This is a genomic window from Kitasatospora sp. NPDC094016 (assembly GCF_040304045.1).
Taxonomy (GTDB): domain Bacteria; phylum Actinomycetota; class Actinomycetes; order Streptomycetales; family Streptomycetaceae; genus Kitasatospora.
Genome location: NZ_JBEOUK010000003.1, coordinates 251,327 through 267,211, shown reverse-complemented (window position 1 = coordinate 267,211; position 15,885 = coordinate 251,327). Strand labels below are relative to the sequence as shown.

At 71.1% G+C, this 15,885-nt stretch carries 11 protein-coding genes and 2 tRNA genes; all 13 read right to left on the bottom strand.

The features are described from left to right. Nucleotides 1-8: 8 nt before the first annotated feature. The 13 genes from ABT015_RS04705 to dnaA all read right to left on the bottom strand — a co-directional run bounded on the left by ABT015_RS04705 (nucleotide 9) and on the right by dnaA (nucleotide 15,628). Nucleotides 9-81: transfer RNA gene (locus ABT015_RS04705), tRNA-Ala, on the bottom strand. 210 nt (nucleotides 82-291) lie between these two features. Beyond that, nucleotides 292-420, bottom strand: a complete 129-nt coding sequence (locus ABT015_RS04700) for a DLW-39 family protein (protein ID WP_014137031.1) — start codon at nucleotides 418-420, stop codon at nucleotides 292-294. A gap of 246 nt (nucleotides 421-666) precedes the next feature. Further along, entirely contained in the window at nucleotides 667-1,032 is a 366-nt protein-coding gene (locus ABT015_RS04695; RefSeq protein WP_350876754.1) for a DUF6191 domain-containing protein, read from the bottom strand. Between the two features lie 120 nt (nucleotides 1,033-1,152). Next, nucleotides 1,153-1,229 (bottom strand) — tRNA-Ile (locus ABT015_RS04690). Between the two features lie 16 nt (nucleotides 1,230-1,245). Continuing rightward, nucleotides 1,246-2,640 carry a class I SAM-dependent methyltransferase gene (locus tag ABT015_RS04685; RefSeq protein WP_350876753.1) on the bottom strand — a complete coding sequence of 465 codons (1,395 nt, stop codon included), beginning with the start codon at nucleotides 2,638-2,640 and terminating at the stop codon, nucleotides 1,246-1,248. A 260-nt stretch (nucleotides 2,641-2,900) separates the two neighbouring features. Next, on the bottom strand, nucleotides 2,901-3,641 hold the full coding sequence (locus ABT015_RS04680) for a DUF3566 domain-containing protein (protein ID WP_350876751.1): 741 nt from the start codon (nucleotides 3,639-3,641) through the stop codon (nucleotides 2,901-2,903). 150 nt (nucleotides 3,642-3,791) lie between these two features. Continuing rightward, a complete protein-coding gene (gyrA, locus tag ABT015_RS04675) occupies nucleotides 3,792-6,404 on the bottom strand; it encodes a DNA gyrase subunit A (RefSeq protein WP_350876749.1) in 2,613 nt (870 codons plus the stop codon). A 58-nt stretch (nucleotides 6,405-6,462) separates the two neighbouring features. Beyond that, nucleotides 6,463-8,478, bottom strand: a complete 2,016-nt coding sequence (gene gyrB, locus ABT015_RS04670) for a DNA topoisomerase (ATP-hydrolyzing) subunit B (protein ID WP_350876747.1) — start codon at nucleotides 8,476-8,478, stop codon at nucleotides 6,463-6,465. A gap of 268 nt (nucleotides 8,479-8,746) precedes the next feature. Further along, nucleotides 8,747-9,286: a DciA family protein gene (locus tag ABT015_RS04665; protein ID WP_350876745.1), complete on the bottom strand. Its 540-nt coding sequence runs from the start codon at nucleotides 9,284-9,286 to the stop codon at nucleotides 8,747-8,749. 106 nt (nucleotides 9,287-9,392) lie between these two features. After that, entirely contained in the window at nucleotides 9,393-10,526 is a 1,134-nt protein-coding gene (gene recF, locus ABT015_RS04660) for a DNA replication/repair protein RecF (RefSeq protein ID WP_350876743.1), read from the bottom strand. 37 nt (nucleotides 10,527-10,563) lie between these two features. Further along, nucleotides 10,564-11,439, bottom strand: coding sequence for a phosphogluconate dehydrogenase (NAD(+)-dependent, decarboxylating) (gene gnd, locus ABT015_RS04655; protein WP_350876741.1), 876 nt, complete (start codon nucleotides 11,437-11,439; stop codon nucleotides 10,564-10,566). Nucleotides 11,440-11,621: 182 nt separating this feature from the next. Further along, nucleotides 11,622-12,752: a DNA polymerase III subunit beta gene (dnaN, locus tag ABT015_RS04650; protein WP_350876739.1), complete on the bottom strand. Its 1,131-nt coding sequence runs from the start codon at nucleotides 12,750-12,752 to the stop codon at nucleotides 11,622-11,624. A gap of 962 nt (nucleotides 12,753-13,714) precedes the next feature. Beyond that, nucleotides 13,715-15,628 carry a chromosomal replication initiator protein DnaA gene (dnaA, locus tag ABT015_RS04645; RefSeq protein ID WP_350876737.1) on the bottom strand — a complete coding sequence of 638 codons (1,914 nt, stop codon included), beginning with the start codon at nucleotides 15,626-15,628 and terminating at the stop codon, nucleotides 13,715-13,717. Nucleotides 15,629-15,885: the final 257 nt, after the last annotated feature.

Sequence of the window (15,885 nt, the reverse complement as noted above, 5' to 3'; positions counted from 1 at the left end):
ATGTGCTGTGGAGCATAGGAGACTCGAACTCCTGACATCTGCCTTGCAAAGGCAGCGCTCTACCAACTGAGCTAATGCCCCTCGACGGCACCGCAGGTGCCGACGGGCACTAGCGTACCGGGTTCCGGCGCCGTTCCCGGCGCCCTACCCCCGGGCCGACCGGACCTGCCGCCGAGGCGGCGTCCGGGCGGTGCCTGGGATCCGGCCGATCCGGTCGGGTGACCGGGCCGGCCGGCCCTGGAGGCGCGGTGAAGCGCCTCCGAAGATCGTTGATCGTCGGATCGTCCGGGCTCAGCGACCGGCCGGAACCGGGTCGGTGGCCTCGGTCCACAGGTCCTGCTCGGCGCGGTCCGCCTGGACCTGACGGTAGACAAAGAAGCCGCCGAGGGCGACCAGGGCGACCAGGAGAAGCTTCTTCACCGCGGGACCTCGTCCTTCTTGCGTTGGCGGACTCAAGAGCCGGTGCTCCGGCCGGACTGACCGGGCCGACGAGTCCAGATGTGTTTCGATCGCGAACGGGCTGCCGGGTGCCAGACTGCCCTTGCGGCCGATGATACACACCGGTGTCCCAATCGTGACCAGCCACCGCTGCGGCCAACCCGGCGGTCCGGGCGGAGGATTGACGCCGCACCTCCTGCCGCACGGCCGACCATCCCCGCCCGGGCCCTACGGCGTGCCCGGCGGGGCGCTGGACGGATGGTCCGACGGGCGGTCGGGCCGCCGGTTCGACGGCGTCACCACCACGGCCTTCCCGCCCGCCAGGTCGACCCTGGTCCGGGGCGGCGCCCCCTCGCCCTCCTCGTCGCGCAGCATCAGGGTCGTGCCGCGTTCGTCCAGCTCGTGCTGCTTGCCTGCGGCGAACTGCGCGTGCAGCTGCTCGAAGCCGGTGGCAGAGATCTGCCCCTCCCGGCCGGTCCCCCGCCACGGCACCCAGCGTGAGCGGCGCGCCCGCAGCGCGAGCTGGTCGACCGCCGCGAGCACCACCAGGGCGCAGATCAGTCCGGGGATACTCATCGCCCAGAAGACCGCCATGTCGTCACCATCCCTCCACACGTTCCCTCCCCGGAGAACAGCCCGGCGGGGCGCGCGGTTCCCGCAACGGCGGGGGAAACGCCGAAGGGCCCGGAGTGGATCACTCCGGGCCCTTCGCGGTGGTGGGCCTAACAGGACTTGAACCTGTGGCCTCTTCCTTATCAGGGAAGCGCTCTAACCGTCTGAGCTATAGGCCCTTGCCGCACTGAAAGATTAGCGGACCGATGGCCGATCTCCCAAATCCGGGCCGGCGGGGTTCCCGGCGGGCACCCCGCCGACCAGCGGCGGCGCTCCGGCGGCCGGGCGCAGCAGCCATTCCTCGCGGGTCGCCGGGAGGCCGGCCGCGCCCTCCTCGGTGCTGCGGACGGCGAGGATCTGGTTGATCCCGATCCGGTTCTCCTCGAAGGCGAGCGCGCTGGCGGCCATGTACAGCCGCCAGACCCGGGCCCGGCCGCGGCCGACCAGCCGGACCGCCTCGCTCCAGTGCGCCTCCAGGTTGGCCACCCATTCGCGCAGGGTCAGCCCGTAGTGCTCGCGCAGCGACTCGACGTCCCGGACCTCGAAGCCGGCCTCCTCCAGCCGGGCCACGGTGGAACCGACGGGGGAGAGCTCGCCGTCGGGGAAGACGTAGCGGTCGATGAAGGGGCTGGTGCGGTGCGGCTCACCGGGGCGGTCGGGGCGGCGGGCGATCTGGTGGTTGAGCAGCCGGCCGCCGGGCACCAGCAGCCGGTGCAGGCCCTCGGCGTAGACCCGGTACTGCTCGGAGCCGACGTGCTCGGCCATCCCGACGCTGGAGATCGCGTCGAACGGGCCGTCGGCGGTCTCCCGGTAGTCCTGGAGCCGGACCTCCACCCGCCCGGCCAGGCCGGCCTCCTCGACCCGCCGACGGGCCAGCGCGACCTGCTCCCGCGAGATGGAGACGCCGACCGCGGTGACGCCGTAGTGCTCGGCCGCGTGCAGCAGCAGCGAGCCCCAGCCGCAGCCGACGTCCAGCAGGCGCATCCCGGGCCGGAGGCCGAGCTTGCGGCAGATCAGGTCGAGCTTGGCCTCCTGGGCGGCCTCCAGGCTCTTGGCCTCCGGGGTCCAGTAGGCGCACGAGTAGACCATGGAGGAGCCCAGGACGAGCCCGTAGAAGTCGTTTCCGACGTCGTAGTGGTAGCTGATGGCCGCGCGGTCCCGGCTGCGGCTGTGCAGCCGCCCGCGGGCCTTGCGGACCTCCTCCCGGGGCGGCGTGGGCTCGGGGCCGAGTGCCCCGGCCCGCAGCGCGGCCGCGAGGACGCGGCGCCCGTTGGCGCCGAGCACGTCCCGCGGGCCGAGGTCGAGACGGCGGATCTCCGGCCGCTCGACGAACCGGGCGACGGCCGAGAGCACCTCGTAGAGGTCGGTGCCGGGGGCGATCTCCAGGTCCCCCGCGACGTACGCCCGGGCCAGGCCCAGTTCGCCCGGCTGCCAGAGCAGCCGGCGTAGCGCCCGGCGGTTGCGCAGGACGACCGTGGGGGCTCCCGGCGGCCCGGCGACGCTGCCGTCCCAGGCCTGGACCCGCAGCGGTACCGGAACCCCCAACAGCCCGTCCAGGGCCTCGACCAGTTGACCTGCGAGCTTCGCCACCGCGCGCCTCCGTCCAGCCGTCCTGCGGAACGTCTCCTGACCCGGTCGGGCGGACCGGGGGCGGCCTGCGGCACTCCCAGGCGTGGACCGGGCGCCACCCAGCTAATCCCACCGCAGCCGGCCCGCTCTCGGGCGGCACGCCGCGGGCGGCCGGCTGTCACCCGAAATGCCGACGGGCCCCGCAGGCTGCAACAGCCTGCGGGGCCCGTCCATTCCGTCCGTGGACGGCGAACTGACCTGGGGTCAGGATCCGACCGGGGTCAGTCCTCCTCGGCCAGGGTCAGCTCGACGCCGCCGGTGAAGCCGGCCGCCGCGTTGTAGATGAACGCCGAGAGCGTGGACAGCGCCGTCAGCAGGACGACGTCGACCACGGCGATCAGCGAGGTGAAGGTCATCACCTTGCCGAAGCCCACGTAGTCCATCAGGTTGAGGCCGCCGGCGCTGTCCGAGCCGGTGACGTCCTTGAGGGTCTTGGTCAGCGAGTCGAAGACGCCGAGCGAGTCCAGCGTCATCCACAGCACCGCCGCGGCCACGATGATGATGATCCCGACGGCCAGCGACAGCAGGAAGCTGACCTTCATCACCGACCACGGGTCGACCTTGGTCACCCGCAGCCGGGCCTTGCGGGTCCGGCCGAGGCCGACACCGGCGGCCGCCGCGGGGGCGGCCGGGGCCGGCCGGCGCGCCGCGCCCGGGACGGGCGTGCCGCCGGGCGGCGTGTTGCCGCTGGTCCGGGTCCCCCGGGCCGGGGTCGGCTGCCCCTTGGCATAGGTGGTCGGCTGCGAGAATCCGCTCGCGCCCGGCGCCGGGGCCCCCGGCGGCGGGGGCGTCTGTCCGCCGTAGGTCGCGCCGCCCTGTCCCGCTCCGCCGACCGGTGGCATCAGCGAGGTGGACGCGGCCGAGTGCTCGGCCGGCGGCTGCGGCCCGCCGTACCCACCCCCGCCCTGCGCGCCCGGACGGCCGCCGGAGGGTCCTCCCGCAGCACCCGTGGCTCCACTCACCTGGTCCTCCCGCACTTCCCACCAGGACGGCGGCACCGTCCTGCTTCGTCACTCGTCATCCAGCGCCCGGCGGGATTGCCCGGAACTGGTGGGCGGCCGGTGCCGCCACGCCCTCCATGAGAACGCGACGGCACCGGCCCGTGGTTCGGTTCAGACCTCGGCGTCGCCGCCGGCCGCCGTCTCCGCACCCTCAGCCGTTTCGGTGGAAGCGGTGTCCGCGACCTCGTCCTCCACCGTCTCCTCGTCCTCGGCTTCCGCGTTGCGGGCCATGCCCACGACCGCGTCGCGCTTACCGAGGTTGATCAGTTGGACGCCCATGGTGTCACGTCCGGTTTCACGAACTTCGGAAACCCTTGTGCGGATCACCCCACCCGACAGGGTGATCGCCATGATCTCGTCGGTGTCGTCGACCACGAGCGCGCCGACCAGCGAGCCCCGGCCCTCGACGATCTTCGCCGCCTTGGTGCCGTAGCCGCCACGCCCCTGGACACGGTACTCGTCCACGGCCGTGCGCTTGGCGTACCCGCCGTCGGTGGCGGTGAACACGTACGTTCCCGGGCGGACGACGTTCATCGAGAGCATTTCGTCGTCCTCGCGGAAGGCCATGCCCTTGACGCCGGAGGTGGCGCGGCCGGTGGGCCGCAGCGCGTCGTCGGTCGCGGTGAAGCGGATCGACTGGGCCTTCTTGGAGACCAGCAGCAGGTCGTCCTCGGCGGAGACCAGCTCGGCGCCGATCAGCTCGTCGTCCTGGCCCTCCTCGTCCTGGCGCAGGTTGATCGCGATCAGGCCGCCGGAGCGCGGGGAGTCGTAGTCCTTCAGCGCGGACTTCTTCACCAGGCCGGCCCGGGTGGCGAGGACCAGGTAGGGCTTGTCCTCGTAGGTGCGCACGGCCATCACCTGGGCGATGTGCTCCTCCGGCTGGAAGGCCAGCAGGTTGGCCACGTGCTGGCCGCGGGCGTCGCGCCCGGCGTCCGGGAGCTCGTATCCCTTGGCGCGGTAGACCCGGCCCTTGTTGGTGAAGAACAGGATCCAGTTGTGCGTCGTCGTCACGAAGAAGTGGTCGACGATGTCGTCCTGCTTGAGCTGCGCTCCGCGCACGCCCTTGCCGCCGCGCTTCTGCGAGCGGTAGAGGTCGGAGCGGGTCCGCTTGACGTAGCCGCCACGGGTGATCGTGACGACGATGTCCTCCTCGGCGATGAGGTCCTCGATCGAGAGGTCGCCGTCGGACGGGATGAGGGTGGAGCGCCGCTCGTCGCCGTACTTCTCGACGATCGCGGTGAGCTCCTCGGAGATGATCTCCCGCTGGCGGGCCGGCGAGGCCAGGATCGCGTTGTACTCGTCGATCTTGCGCTGCAGCTCGTCGTGCTCGTCCATGATCCGCTGGCGCTCCAGGGCGGCCAGGCGGCGCAGCTGCATCTCCAGGATGGCGTTGGCCTGGAGCTCGTCGATGGAGAGCAGCCCCATCAGGCCGGTGCGGGCCGCGTCGGCGCTCGCCGAGGCCCGGATCAGCGCGATGACCTCGTCGATCACGTCCAGGGCGCGCAGCAGGGCGCGCAGGATGTGGGCGCGCTCCTCGGCCTTGCGCAGCCGGAAGGTGGTGCGCCGGACGATGACCTCGACCTGGTGGTTGACCCAGTGCCGGATGAAGGCGTCCAGCGACAGCGTGCGCGGCACGCCGTCGACCAGGGCCAGCATGTTGGCGCCGAAGTTGGTCTGCAGCTCGGTGTGCTTGTAGAGGTTGTTCAGCACGACCTTGGCGACGGCGTCGCGCTTGAGCACGACCACCAGGCGGGTGCCGGTGCGGGACGAGGACTCGTCGCGGACGTCGGCGATGCCGGCGACCCTGCCGTCCTTGACCAGGTCGGCGATCTTCAGCGCGAGGTTGTCCGGGTTGACCTGGTAGGGCAGCTCGGTGATCACCAGGCACTGGCGGCCCTGGATCTCCTCGACCTCGACCACGGCGCGCATGGTGATCGAGCCGCGGCCGGTGCGGTAGGCGTCGTCGATGCCGCGGTGGCCGACGATCAGCGCGCCGGTGGGGAAGTCGGGGCCCTTGATCCGCTCGATCAGGGCTTCGAGCAGTTCCTCGTTGGAGGCGTCCGGGTGCTCCAGCGCCCAGAGCGCGCCGGAGGCGACCTCGCGCAGGTTGTGCGGCGGGATGTTGGTGGCCATGCCGACCGCGATGCCGGTGGCACCGTTGACCAGCAGGTTGGGGATGCGCGCCGGCAGGACGGTCGGCTCCTGCGAGCGGCCGTCGTAGTTGGACGCGAAGTCGACGGTGCCCTCGTCGATGTCGCGCATCATCTCCATGGCGAGCGGCATCATCTTGCACTCGGTGTAGCGCATGGCCGCGGCCGGGTCGTTGCCCGGGGAGCCGAAGTTGCCGTTGCCGTCCACCAGCGGCATCCGCAGGGACCACGGCTGGGCCAGGCGGACGACGGTGTCGTAGATGGAGGTGTCACCGTGCGGGTGGTAGTTGCCCATGACGTCGCCGACGACGCGGGCGCACTTGTAGTAGCCCTTCTCGGGCCGGTACCCGCCGTCGTACATCGCGTAGAGCACGCGCCGGTGCACCGGCTTGAGGCCGTCGCGGACCTCGGGGAGCGCCCGGCTGACGATCACGCTCATCGCGTAGTCGAGGTACGAGCGCTGCATCTCGGTCTCGAGCTCGACCGGCTCGATCCGCATGGTCACCTGGGCGGTGGCCTCGGCGGCTGTGGGGGTCTCGGGCTGTTCGCCTTCGGGACGGTTGTCGTCGACCACTGGTGGTCAGTTTCCTTTCACGCGGACTGGTACGTGCTTCGCTGCCGGTCGGGCGGCGTCACACGTCCAGGAAGCGGACGTCCTTGGCGTTGCGCTGGATGAAGGAGCGGCGTGCCTCGACGTCCTCGCCCATCAGCACGGAGAACAGCTCGTCGGCGCGGGCGGCGTCCTCCAGGGTGACCTGGAGCAGCAGCCGGTGCTCGGCGTCCATGGTGGTGACCCGGAGCTCCTCGGCGTTCATCTCGCCGAGACCCTTGAAGCGCTGGATCGCGTCGTCCTTGGGGAGCCGGCGCCCGGCCTCGACCCCGGCCGCGATGAGCGCGTCGCGCTCGCGGTCCGAGTAGGCGTACTCGAAGTCGTCCTTGCCCCACTTGATCTTGTACAGCGGAGGCATGGCGAGGTAGACGTACCCGGACTCGACCAGCGGCCGCATGAAGCGGAACAGCAGGGTGAGCAGCAGGGTGCGGATGTGCTGACCGTCGACGTCGGCGTCCGCCATCAGGACGATCTTGTGATAGCGGAGCTTGGAGTCGTCGTAGTCCTCCTGGATGCCGCAGCCGAAGGCCGAGATCAGCGCCTGGACCTCGGTGTTCTGCAGCACCTTGTCGATCCGGGCCTTCTCGACGTTCAGGATCTTGCCGCGGATCGGCAGGATGGCCTGGGTGCGCGGGTCGCGGCCCTGCTTGGCCGAGCCGCCGGCGGAGTCACCCTCGACGATGAAGATCTCGCACTCGGCCGGGTCCTTGGACTGGCAGTCGGAGAGCTTGCCCGGCAGCGAGGCGGACTCCAGCAGGCCCTTGCGGCGGGTGAGGTCGCGGGCCTTGCGGGCGGCGACGCGCGCGGTGGCGGCCTGGATGGACTTGCGGATGATGTCCGAGGCCTCGTTGGGGTTGCGGTCCAACCAGTCGTTGAGGTGCTCGTGGACGACCTTCTGGACGAAGGTCTTCGCCTCGGTGTTGCCGAGCTTGTCCTTGGTCTGGCCCTCGAACTGCGGCTCGCCGAGCTTGACCGAGATGATCGCGGTCAGGCCCTCGCGGATGTCCTCGCCGGAGAGGTTGTCGTCCTTCTCCCGGAGCAGCTTCTTGTCCCGCGCGTAGCGGTTGACCAGGCCGGTCAGCGCCGCGCGGAAGCCCTCCTCGTGGGTACCGCCGCCGTGCGTGTGGATGGTGTTGGCGAAGCTGTAGACCCCCTCGGTGTAGGAGGAGTTCCACTGCATCGCGATCTCCACCGAGATCGCCCTGTCCTTGTCCTCCGCCTCGAAGTCGATCACCGAGGGGTGGATCACCTCGCCCTTGCGGGAGTTGAGGTGGGCGACGAAGTCGGCGATGCCGCCGTCGTACTTGTACGTGACGGTGAGCGGCTTGCCCTCCTCGTCGACGTGCTCGGGGCGCTCGTCGGTGAGCGAGATGGAGAGGCCCTTGTTGAGGAAGGCCATCTCCTGGAAGCGCCGGGACAGCGTCTCGAAGGAGTAGACCGTGGTCTCGAAGATCTCCGGGTCGGCCCAGAAGGTGACGGTCGTGCCGGTCTGCTCGGAGCCCTCGTGCGTGGCCAGCGGAGCGGTCGGCGCACCGGCCTTGTAGTCCTGGGTGAAGCGCGACCCGTCGCGGTGGATCTCCACCGACAGGCGGGTGGACAGCGCGTTCACGACCGAGACGCCGACACCGTGCAGACCGCCGGAGACGGCGTAGCCGCCGCCGCCGAACTTGCCGCCGGCGTGCAGGACGGTGAGCACGACCTCGACGGCCGGCTTCTCCTGGCCGGGGACGATGTCGACCGGGATGCCACGGCCGTTGTCCACCACCCGGACCCCGCCGTCGGCGAGGAGCGTGACGTCGATGGTGTCGGCGTACCCGGCCATCGCCTCGTCGACGGAGTTGTCCACCACTTCCTGCACCAGGTGGTGCAGGCCGCGCTCCCCGGTGGAGCCGATGTACATGCCGGGGCGCTTGCGGACGGCGTCGAGGCCTTCCAGCACCTGGATGTTGCTACCGGTGTAGGAAGCCTGGTCGGTCTGGTCTGGGGTCTGGCTGGGGTTGCCGGAATCGGCCACGAAGCGCCCTCTCTGGCACAGCACGGGCCGCATTCCCGCCCCGTGTGGGCGGGCGTGCGACCACGGCGTTTAGACTCGGTTGCCACTAGCAACAGTGTTTGGCTCTCAGTCTACCGGTACGACTGACAGAGATGGGCGTTTGGCAGCCCTTGAAGGCAGATATGCCGCCCTGAATCCCCTCTGGACATGTCCCGATACTCGCCCGGGGGGCCCAGAGCGCCTGGAAGGGCTGTCAGGGGTTCCGGAAGATCGTGGTCCGCTCCACGCCCTCGGCGGCGGGCCGGCAACCCGGTCAGCCCCAGGTGTCGCCCGGCCCCTTGCTCCCCGGAGCGCGCAGCCGGCCGTAGCCGCGGGCGGGCGCCGCCGGGCCCAGCACCTTGATGGTGCGGACCGTTCCGTGGCCCAGTTCGTGGTTCAGACGGGCCACCAACTGCCTTGCCAGCCATCGAAGTTGGGTGGCCCATGCGGTGGAGTCGCACTGCACGGTGAGCACTGCCGCGGCGTCGTCGTAGGAGGAGGGGTGGCAGTGCGCGGCGATGTCCGGGCCGACGATCTGCGGCCAACGGCCCATCACCCCGCCGACCGCGGCCGAGGACTCCCAGCCCCGTTCGGTCAGCAGCCGGTTCAGCGCCGCCCCCAGCGGGACCGGGTCACGGCCGTCCGACCGGGCTCCGCTGCGCAGGCCGTGCCGCTTCGCCTCGCGCTTCTCCCGGACCTGCTCGCCGCGCTGCCGCGCCTGGGCCCGGGCCGCCCGCAGCGCGGAGCGGGCGAGGTCGGCGCCGGTCGGCGTCGCGTCGCCCGGCTGGGGGGAGTTCTCCGCCGGCTCGCTCACGGCGATCTCCTTTCCCCAGGCTGTGGACAACGGTCGCGGACGCGCGCCGGTGAGCCGTCCAGCCTACGGGAGTGCCCGGACGGTGATTGCGCAGGTGCGGGGGGAGTCAGGCGTCGATCCGGCGGACGGCGCCGTCGGCGACCGCGAACCGGGCGCCGGCCAGCGCCTTCGGCACGTCCTCGGCGACCGCCGCGGTGACCAGCACCTGCTCGCCGTCGGCCACCAGTTCGGCCAGCCGGTCCCGGCGGGCCGCATCCAGCTCGGCGAACACGTCGTCCAGGATCAGCACCGGCTCGCCGCCGTCGGCGCGCAGCAGCTCGTACGAGGCCAGCCGCAGCGCCAGCGCGAACGACCAGGACTCGCCGTGGCTCGCGTAGCCCTTGGCGGGCAGCGGGCCGAGGCCGAGCACCAGCTCGTCGCGGTGCGGGCCGACCAGGGTGATGCCGCGGTCCACCTCCTGCTTGCGGACCGCCTGCAGCGCGTTCAGCAACTGCTCCTCGGCCTGCTCGCGGCTGGTCGGCAGCCCGCCCTCGAAGGAGCTGCGGTACTCCAGGACGGTGTCGCCGCCGCCCGGGGCCAGCTGCCCGTACGCGGCCGCCACCAGCGGCTGGAGGGAAGCCACCAGCTGGATCCGGAAGGCCGTCAACTCGGCTCCGGCCCGGGCCAGATGGCCGTCCCAGACCTCCAGGGTGGAGAGGTCGGCGCCCTTGCCGCCACCGGCCCGGCGGGCCATCGCGGCGGTCTTCAGCAGGGCGTTGCGCTGCTTGAGGACCCGCTCGTAGTCCTGCCGGACCCCGGCCAGCCGGGGGGCCCGGGCGGTCAGCAGCTCGTCCAGGAAACGGCGGCGCTCACCCGGGTCGCCCTTGACCAGGCTCAGGTCCTCGGGCGCGAACAGGACGGTCCGCAGCAGGCCCAGCACGTCGCGCGGGCGGACGTTGTCGGAGCGGTTGATCCGGGCCCGGTTGGCCTTGCCCGGGGTCAGCTCCAGCTCGACCAGGGTGGTGCGGCCGCGGTCCACCACCGAGGTGCGCACCACCGCCCGCTCGGCGCCCAGCCGGATCAGCGGGGCGTCGGTGGCGACCCGGTGGCTGCCCAGCGTGGCGACGTAGCCGATCGCCTCGACCAGGTTGGTCTTGCCCTGGCCGTTGGGCCCGACGAAGGCCGTCACGCCCGGGTCGAGGGGAACCTCGGCCCGGGCGTACGACCGGAAGTCGGCGAGCGACAGATGCGCGACGTGCATGGCTGTGGACTGCGCTCGCCTTCTGGGGAGGTGCGGGTTACTTGGACTCGACCGCGTGGCCGCCGAACTGGTTGCGCAGCGCGGCGATCATCTTCATCTGCGGCGAGTCGTCCTGACGGGAGGCGAAGCGGGCGAACAGCGAGGCCGTGATCGCCGGCAGCGGCACCGCGTGGTCGATCGCGGCCTCGACGGTCCAGCGGCCCTCACCGGAGTCGGCGGCCCAGCCGCGCAGCTTCGCCAGGTGCTCGTCGTCGTCCAGCGCGCGGACGGCCAGGTCCAGCAGCCAGGAGCGGATGACGGTGCCCTCCTGCCAGCTGCGGAAGACCTCGCGCACGTCGGTGACCTCGGGGGCGGCCTCCAGCAGCTCCCAGCCCTCGGCGAAGGCCTGCATCATCGCGTACTCGATGCCGTTGTGGACCATCTTGGCGAAGTGGCCGGCGCCCACGGCACCCGCGTGCACCGAGCCGAAGTCGCCCTCGGGCTTGAGCGAGTCGAACACCGGCTGGACGCGGGCCACGTGCTCGGCGTCGCCGCCGTACATCAGGGCGTAGCCGTTCTCCAGGCCCCAGACGCCACCGGAGACGCCGCAGTCGACGAAGCCGATGCCCTTGGTGGCCAGCGCCTCGGCGTGCTTGATGTCGTCGGTCCAGCGGGAGTTGCCGCCGTCGACCACCACGTCGCCGGGGGAGAGCAGCTCGGCGAGCTCGTCGACGGTCGCCTGGGTGGCGGCGCCGGCCGGGACCATCACCCAGATCACCCGGGGGCCCTGCAGCTTGGAGACGAGCTCCTGGAGGCTCTCGACGTCGGAGATGTCCGGGTTGCGGTCGTAGCCGATGACGGTGTGGCCGGCGCGGCGGATCCGCTCGCGCATGTTGCCGCCCATCTTGCCGAGACCGATGAGGCCGAGCTCCATGACCAAGTCCTTACCTGTGGTGACGTGCCTGCCGGCGGCGCCGTTGCCGCACGCCCCGAGCCTACGCGCTGCGGCGGTGGCGGCTCCCTGTGGTCGGGCCGACCGGGGGAGGACGCCCACAGGCTGTGCACATCTGCTGTGCACAGCCTGTGGGTGACGGCCTGCGGGCAGCGGCCGCGAGGTCAGCCGGAGAGGCGGACCGGCATGATCAGGTACTGGTACGCCTTGTCCTCCTCGGCGTCCACCGAGGCCTTGCCGCTGAGCAGCGCGGGCTTGGTCGGCGTGGTGAAGCTCAGCTGGGCGTAGGCGGAGTCGATGGCCTTGAGGCCCTCCTCCAGGTAGCCCGGGTTGAAGGCGATCGAGATGTCGTCGCCCTCCAGGTCGGCGTCGACCCGCTCGGTGGCCTGGGCGTCGTCGCCCGAGCCCGCCTCCAGGGTCAGCACGCCCTGCTCGAAGCTGAGCCGGACCGGGGTGTTGCGCTCGGCGACCAGCGAGACGCGCTTGAGCGCCTCCAGGAAGGGCTGGGTCTGGATCGCGGCGACGGCGCTGAACTCCGTCGGGAACAGGCTGCGGAACTTGGGGAACTCACCCTCCAGCAGCCGCGTGGTCGTCCGACGGCCGGCGCCCTCGAAGCCGATCAGGCCCTCGCCCGCGCCGCCCGAGGAGAGCGCGATCGAGACGTTGTCGCCGCTGCCCAGGGACTTGGCGATGTCCTGCAGCGTCTTGGCGGGCACCAGGGCGACGGCCGAGATGTCCGACTGCTCGGGCTTCCACAGCAGGTCGCGGACCGCGAAGCGGTAGCGGTCGGTGGCGGCCAGGGTGATCCGGTCGCCCTCGATCTCGACCCGGACACCGGTGAGCACCGGGAGGGTGTCGTCGCGGCCGGCAGCCACCGCGGCCTGGCTGACCGCGGAGGCGAACACGTCGCCCGAGACGGTGCCCGTGGCGGTCGGCATCTGGGGCAGCGCCGGGTACTCGTCCACCGGGAGGGTGGGGAGGGTGAAGCGGGAACTGCCGCAGACCACGCTGACCCGCTGGCCGTCGGTGGAGATCTCCACCGGCCGGTTCGGCAGGTTGCGCGAGATGTCGTTCAGCAGCCGACCGGAGACCAGGACGGTGCCGGCCTCCTCGATGTCGGCTTCCAGCTCGACCCGGGCCGAGACCTCGTAGTCGAAGCCGGACAGCGCCAGGCTGCCGTCCTGTGCCGTCAGCAGCAGGCCGGCCAGCACCGGCACCGGCGGCCGTGCCGGGAGGCTGCGGGCAGCCCAGGCCACCGCCTCCGCGAGGACGTCACGCTCCACCCGGAACTTCACCGGTAACCGCCTCCTGGATCGAGCGCTCCCGCTCGCACTCTGGTTCGTCTGATCTTGATCGTCGGTCGGACTGTCCACCGAGCTGTGCCACTCCGCTTCCGGTCGCCGAGGACAGTCTGACGTACTCCGCCGACAGACGGGGCAGACGGGCGGAAGCAAGCCGAACAGATGTCGGGGCGCGGTTGTCCACAGATTCGGGGCCCACCCACTTTCAAGCGAGTCGATGGGTCTAAATGTGTAGTGGTAGTAGTAGGGCCTGTGGAAACCGTGGATAACCTCGTTTCCGCAGGTCAGACCCACTTTTTTGTCCACAGCGGGTGTGGACGGCGGCTGTGGACGAACACGCGGTGCTGTGGACAGCGGAGCGTTACCCACAGGGCACGCTGGGTATCCACAGGTTATCCCCAGGGCTGTCCCCAGATTCGGGCCCGGTTATCCACGGGCGCCGGTCAACTTTACGTGACGCCTTTCACACCAGGGCATGAACGCCGCCCCACGCTTGTCGAACTGTGGATCATGCTGTGGACAACCTGGGGATAACCGCCCCTCCCCTGGGGACAACCGGTGGACAACCCGGACGGCCCATTGGCGGCCCGTCAATTGTCCACACCCTGTGGATAACGGTTGTGCACAAGTCCACAGGCGCCTGACCTGCGCGGAAGAGCGTAGCGGCGACACGCCTGTGGACGAATTCTGGATAACTTCGGACGCCCCGGCCTGTGGACTACGGGGAGGGTGCCCGTCCTGTGGACAACTGCCCTGCGCGGCCCCGGTTTTCGAATCACCGGTCAGATGTTCGGCGCGGGCTGTGGACTGGCGCGACGTCCGTCGACGGCATCTCTGCCCAGCCGGCGCCCGGGGCACACCTGCGGACATGAGAAAAGGGCGTCAGGATCGCTCCTGACGCCCTTCCGGCCATCTCGGGCCCCGGCCCCGACGCCGGCCCGACTCCGGCCCTGCGGCTAGCTCTTGATGCGGTTGGTCAGCTCGGTGACCTGGTTGTAGATCGACCGGCGCTCGGCCATCAGCGAGCGGATCTTGCGGTCCGCGTGCATCACCGTGGTGTGGTCGCGGCCGCCGAACTGCGCGCCGATCTTCGGCAGCGAGAGGTCGGTCAGCTCCCGGCAGAGGTACATGGCGATCTGACGTGCAGTCACCAGGACGCGGCTGCGCGAGGATCCGCAGAGGTCGTCCACGCCCAGCCCGAAGTACGCGGCGGTCTGCTGCATGATGACCTGCGCGGTGATCTCCGGCCCGGCGTCCTCGTCCCCGCCCGGGATCAGGTCCTTGAGGACGATCCCGGCCAACTCCAGGTCCACCGGCGCCCGGTTGAGGTTGGCGAAGGCGGTGACCCTGATCAGGGCGCCCTCCAACTCCCGGATGTTGCGGGTGATCCGGGACGCGATGAACTCCAACACGTCGGCCGGGGCGTTGAGTTGCTCCTGGATCGCCTTCTTGCGCAGGATCGCGATCCGGGTCTCCAGCTCCGGCGGGGTGACGTCGGTGATCAGGCCCCACTCGAAGCGGTTGCGCAGCCGGTCCTCCAGCGTGGTCAGCAGCTTGGGCGGCCGGTCCGAGGAGAGGACGATCTGCTTGTTCGCGTTGTGCAGGGTGTTGAAGGTGTGGAAGAACTCCTCCTGCGTGGACTCCTTGCTCGCGAGGAACTGGATGTCGTCCACGAGCAGGATGTCCATGTCCCGGTAGCGCCGGCGGAAGGTGTCCGCCTTGCCGTCCCGGATCGAGTTGATGAACTCGTTGGTGAACTCCTCCGAGGACACGTAGCGCACCCGGGTGCCCGGGAAGAGACTGCGCGAGTAGTGCCCGATGGCGTGCAGCAGGTGGGTCTTGCCCAGCCCGGACTCGCCGTAGATGAAGAGCGGGTTGTACGCCTTGGCCGGGGCCTCGGCGACCGCCACCGCCGCCGCGTGCGCGAAGCGGTTGCTGGCGCCGATGACGAAGGTGTCGAAGAGGTACTTGGGGTTCAGCCGGGCGGCCGGCTCGTCCTTGCGGGAGCCGCCGGCCGGCGGGGCGCCGGGCGGGGCGGGCACGCCGGGGACGGCCGGGCGTTCGGTTGCGCGTTCCGGCGCGTTCTTGTCCGCGGGACGCCCGCCGGCCGGGCGTGAGCCGGGGGCGCGGCGGCCGGCGCCGGCGCGGGGCTGCTCGTTCGGGCCGGGGCCGTAGGCGCCGCCGAACAGGTCGCCCTGGGTGGTCGCGGACGGGCCGGGCATCGGGCGCGGCGCCGGCCGGGAGGGCTCGTCGGCCTCGCGGTAGCCGGGGGGCTGCTCCTGGTAGCCGCCGCCCTGCTCCGGGTAGCCGCCCTGCTCCTGGTACCCGTTCTGGTCGGGGTAGCCGCCGCCCTGCTCCGGGTAGCCACTTTGTTCCTGGTACCCGCCCTGCTCGGGGTAGCCCGGCCAGGCCGGTCCGGCCGCCGGGCCGCCGTACGGCGCGGGGCGCTGCTCGTAGCCGCCGGTGTCGTAGCGGGGCCGGTCGTAGTCCTGCTCGTACGGCTGCTGGTAGTCCTGGCCGCCGTAGCCGCCGGCATCCTCCCCGGTCGGGCCGGGGTACGGCTCGGACGGGGCCTGGGCGGCGGGTGCGGGGGTGGTCGGGACGGCGTTGGCGTCGACCATCACGGCGATCCGCACCGGACGGCTGAGCTCGCGGCTGAGGGCCTCGGTGAGCTGCGGCAGCAGCCGGCCCTCCAGCACCTGCTTGGCCCGCTCGTTGGGGGTCGCCAGCAGGGCGGTGTCGTGCATCATCCACATCGGCTGGGTGCGCTGCACCCACTGCTTGTCCATCTCCCCGACGTCCGGGTCGCTGACCAGCCGCTCGACGACTCTCGCCCAGACCGGGACGAGGTCGCTGTTGACATCAGCCACTGGTGCACGCTTTCTCGGTTCCCCGCGGCTCCAGCAGGGGGTGGTGGATCAGGAGACTGTGGATCGGCGGGTCCGTCTCCGGCGGGCCGACCCCACGAGGAAGAACACGAAGAACAAACCAGACAAGTCCTGCAACGGTAGTCAGCGAACAGGGCCGGATCAAGTCGTTGTCCACAGGCTGTGGGCGAAGCGGGCTCCGGACGCCCTCGGGGGGCCGCTCGAAAAAGCTGGTTTGACCCTCGTGCCCCGTCCCGCGT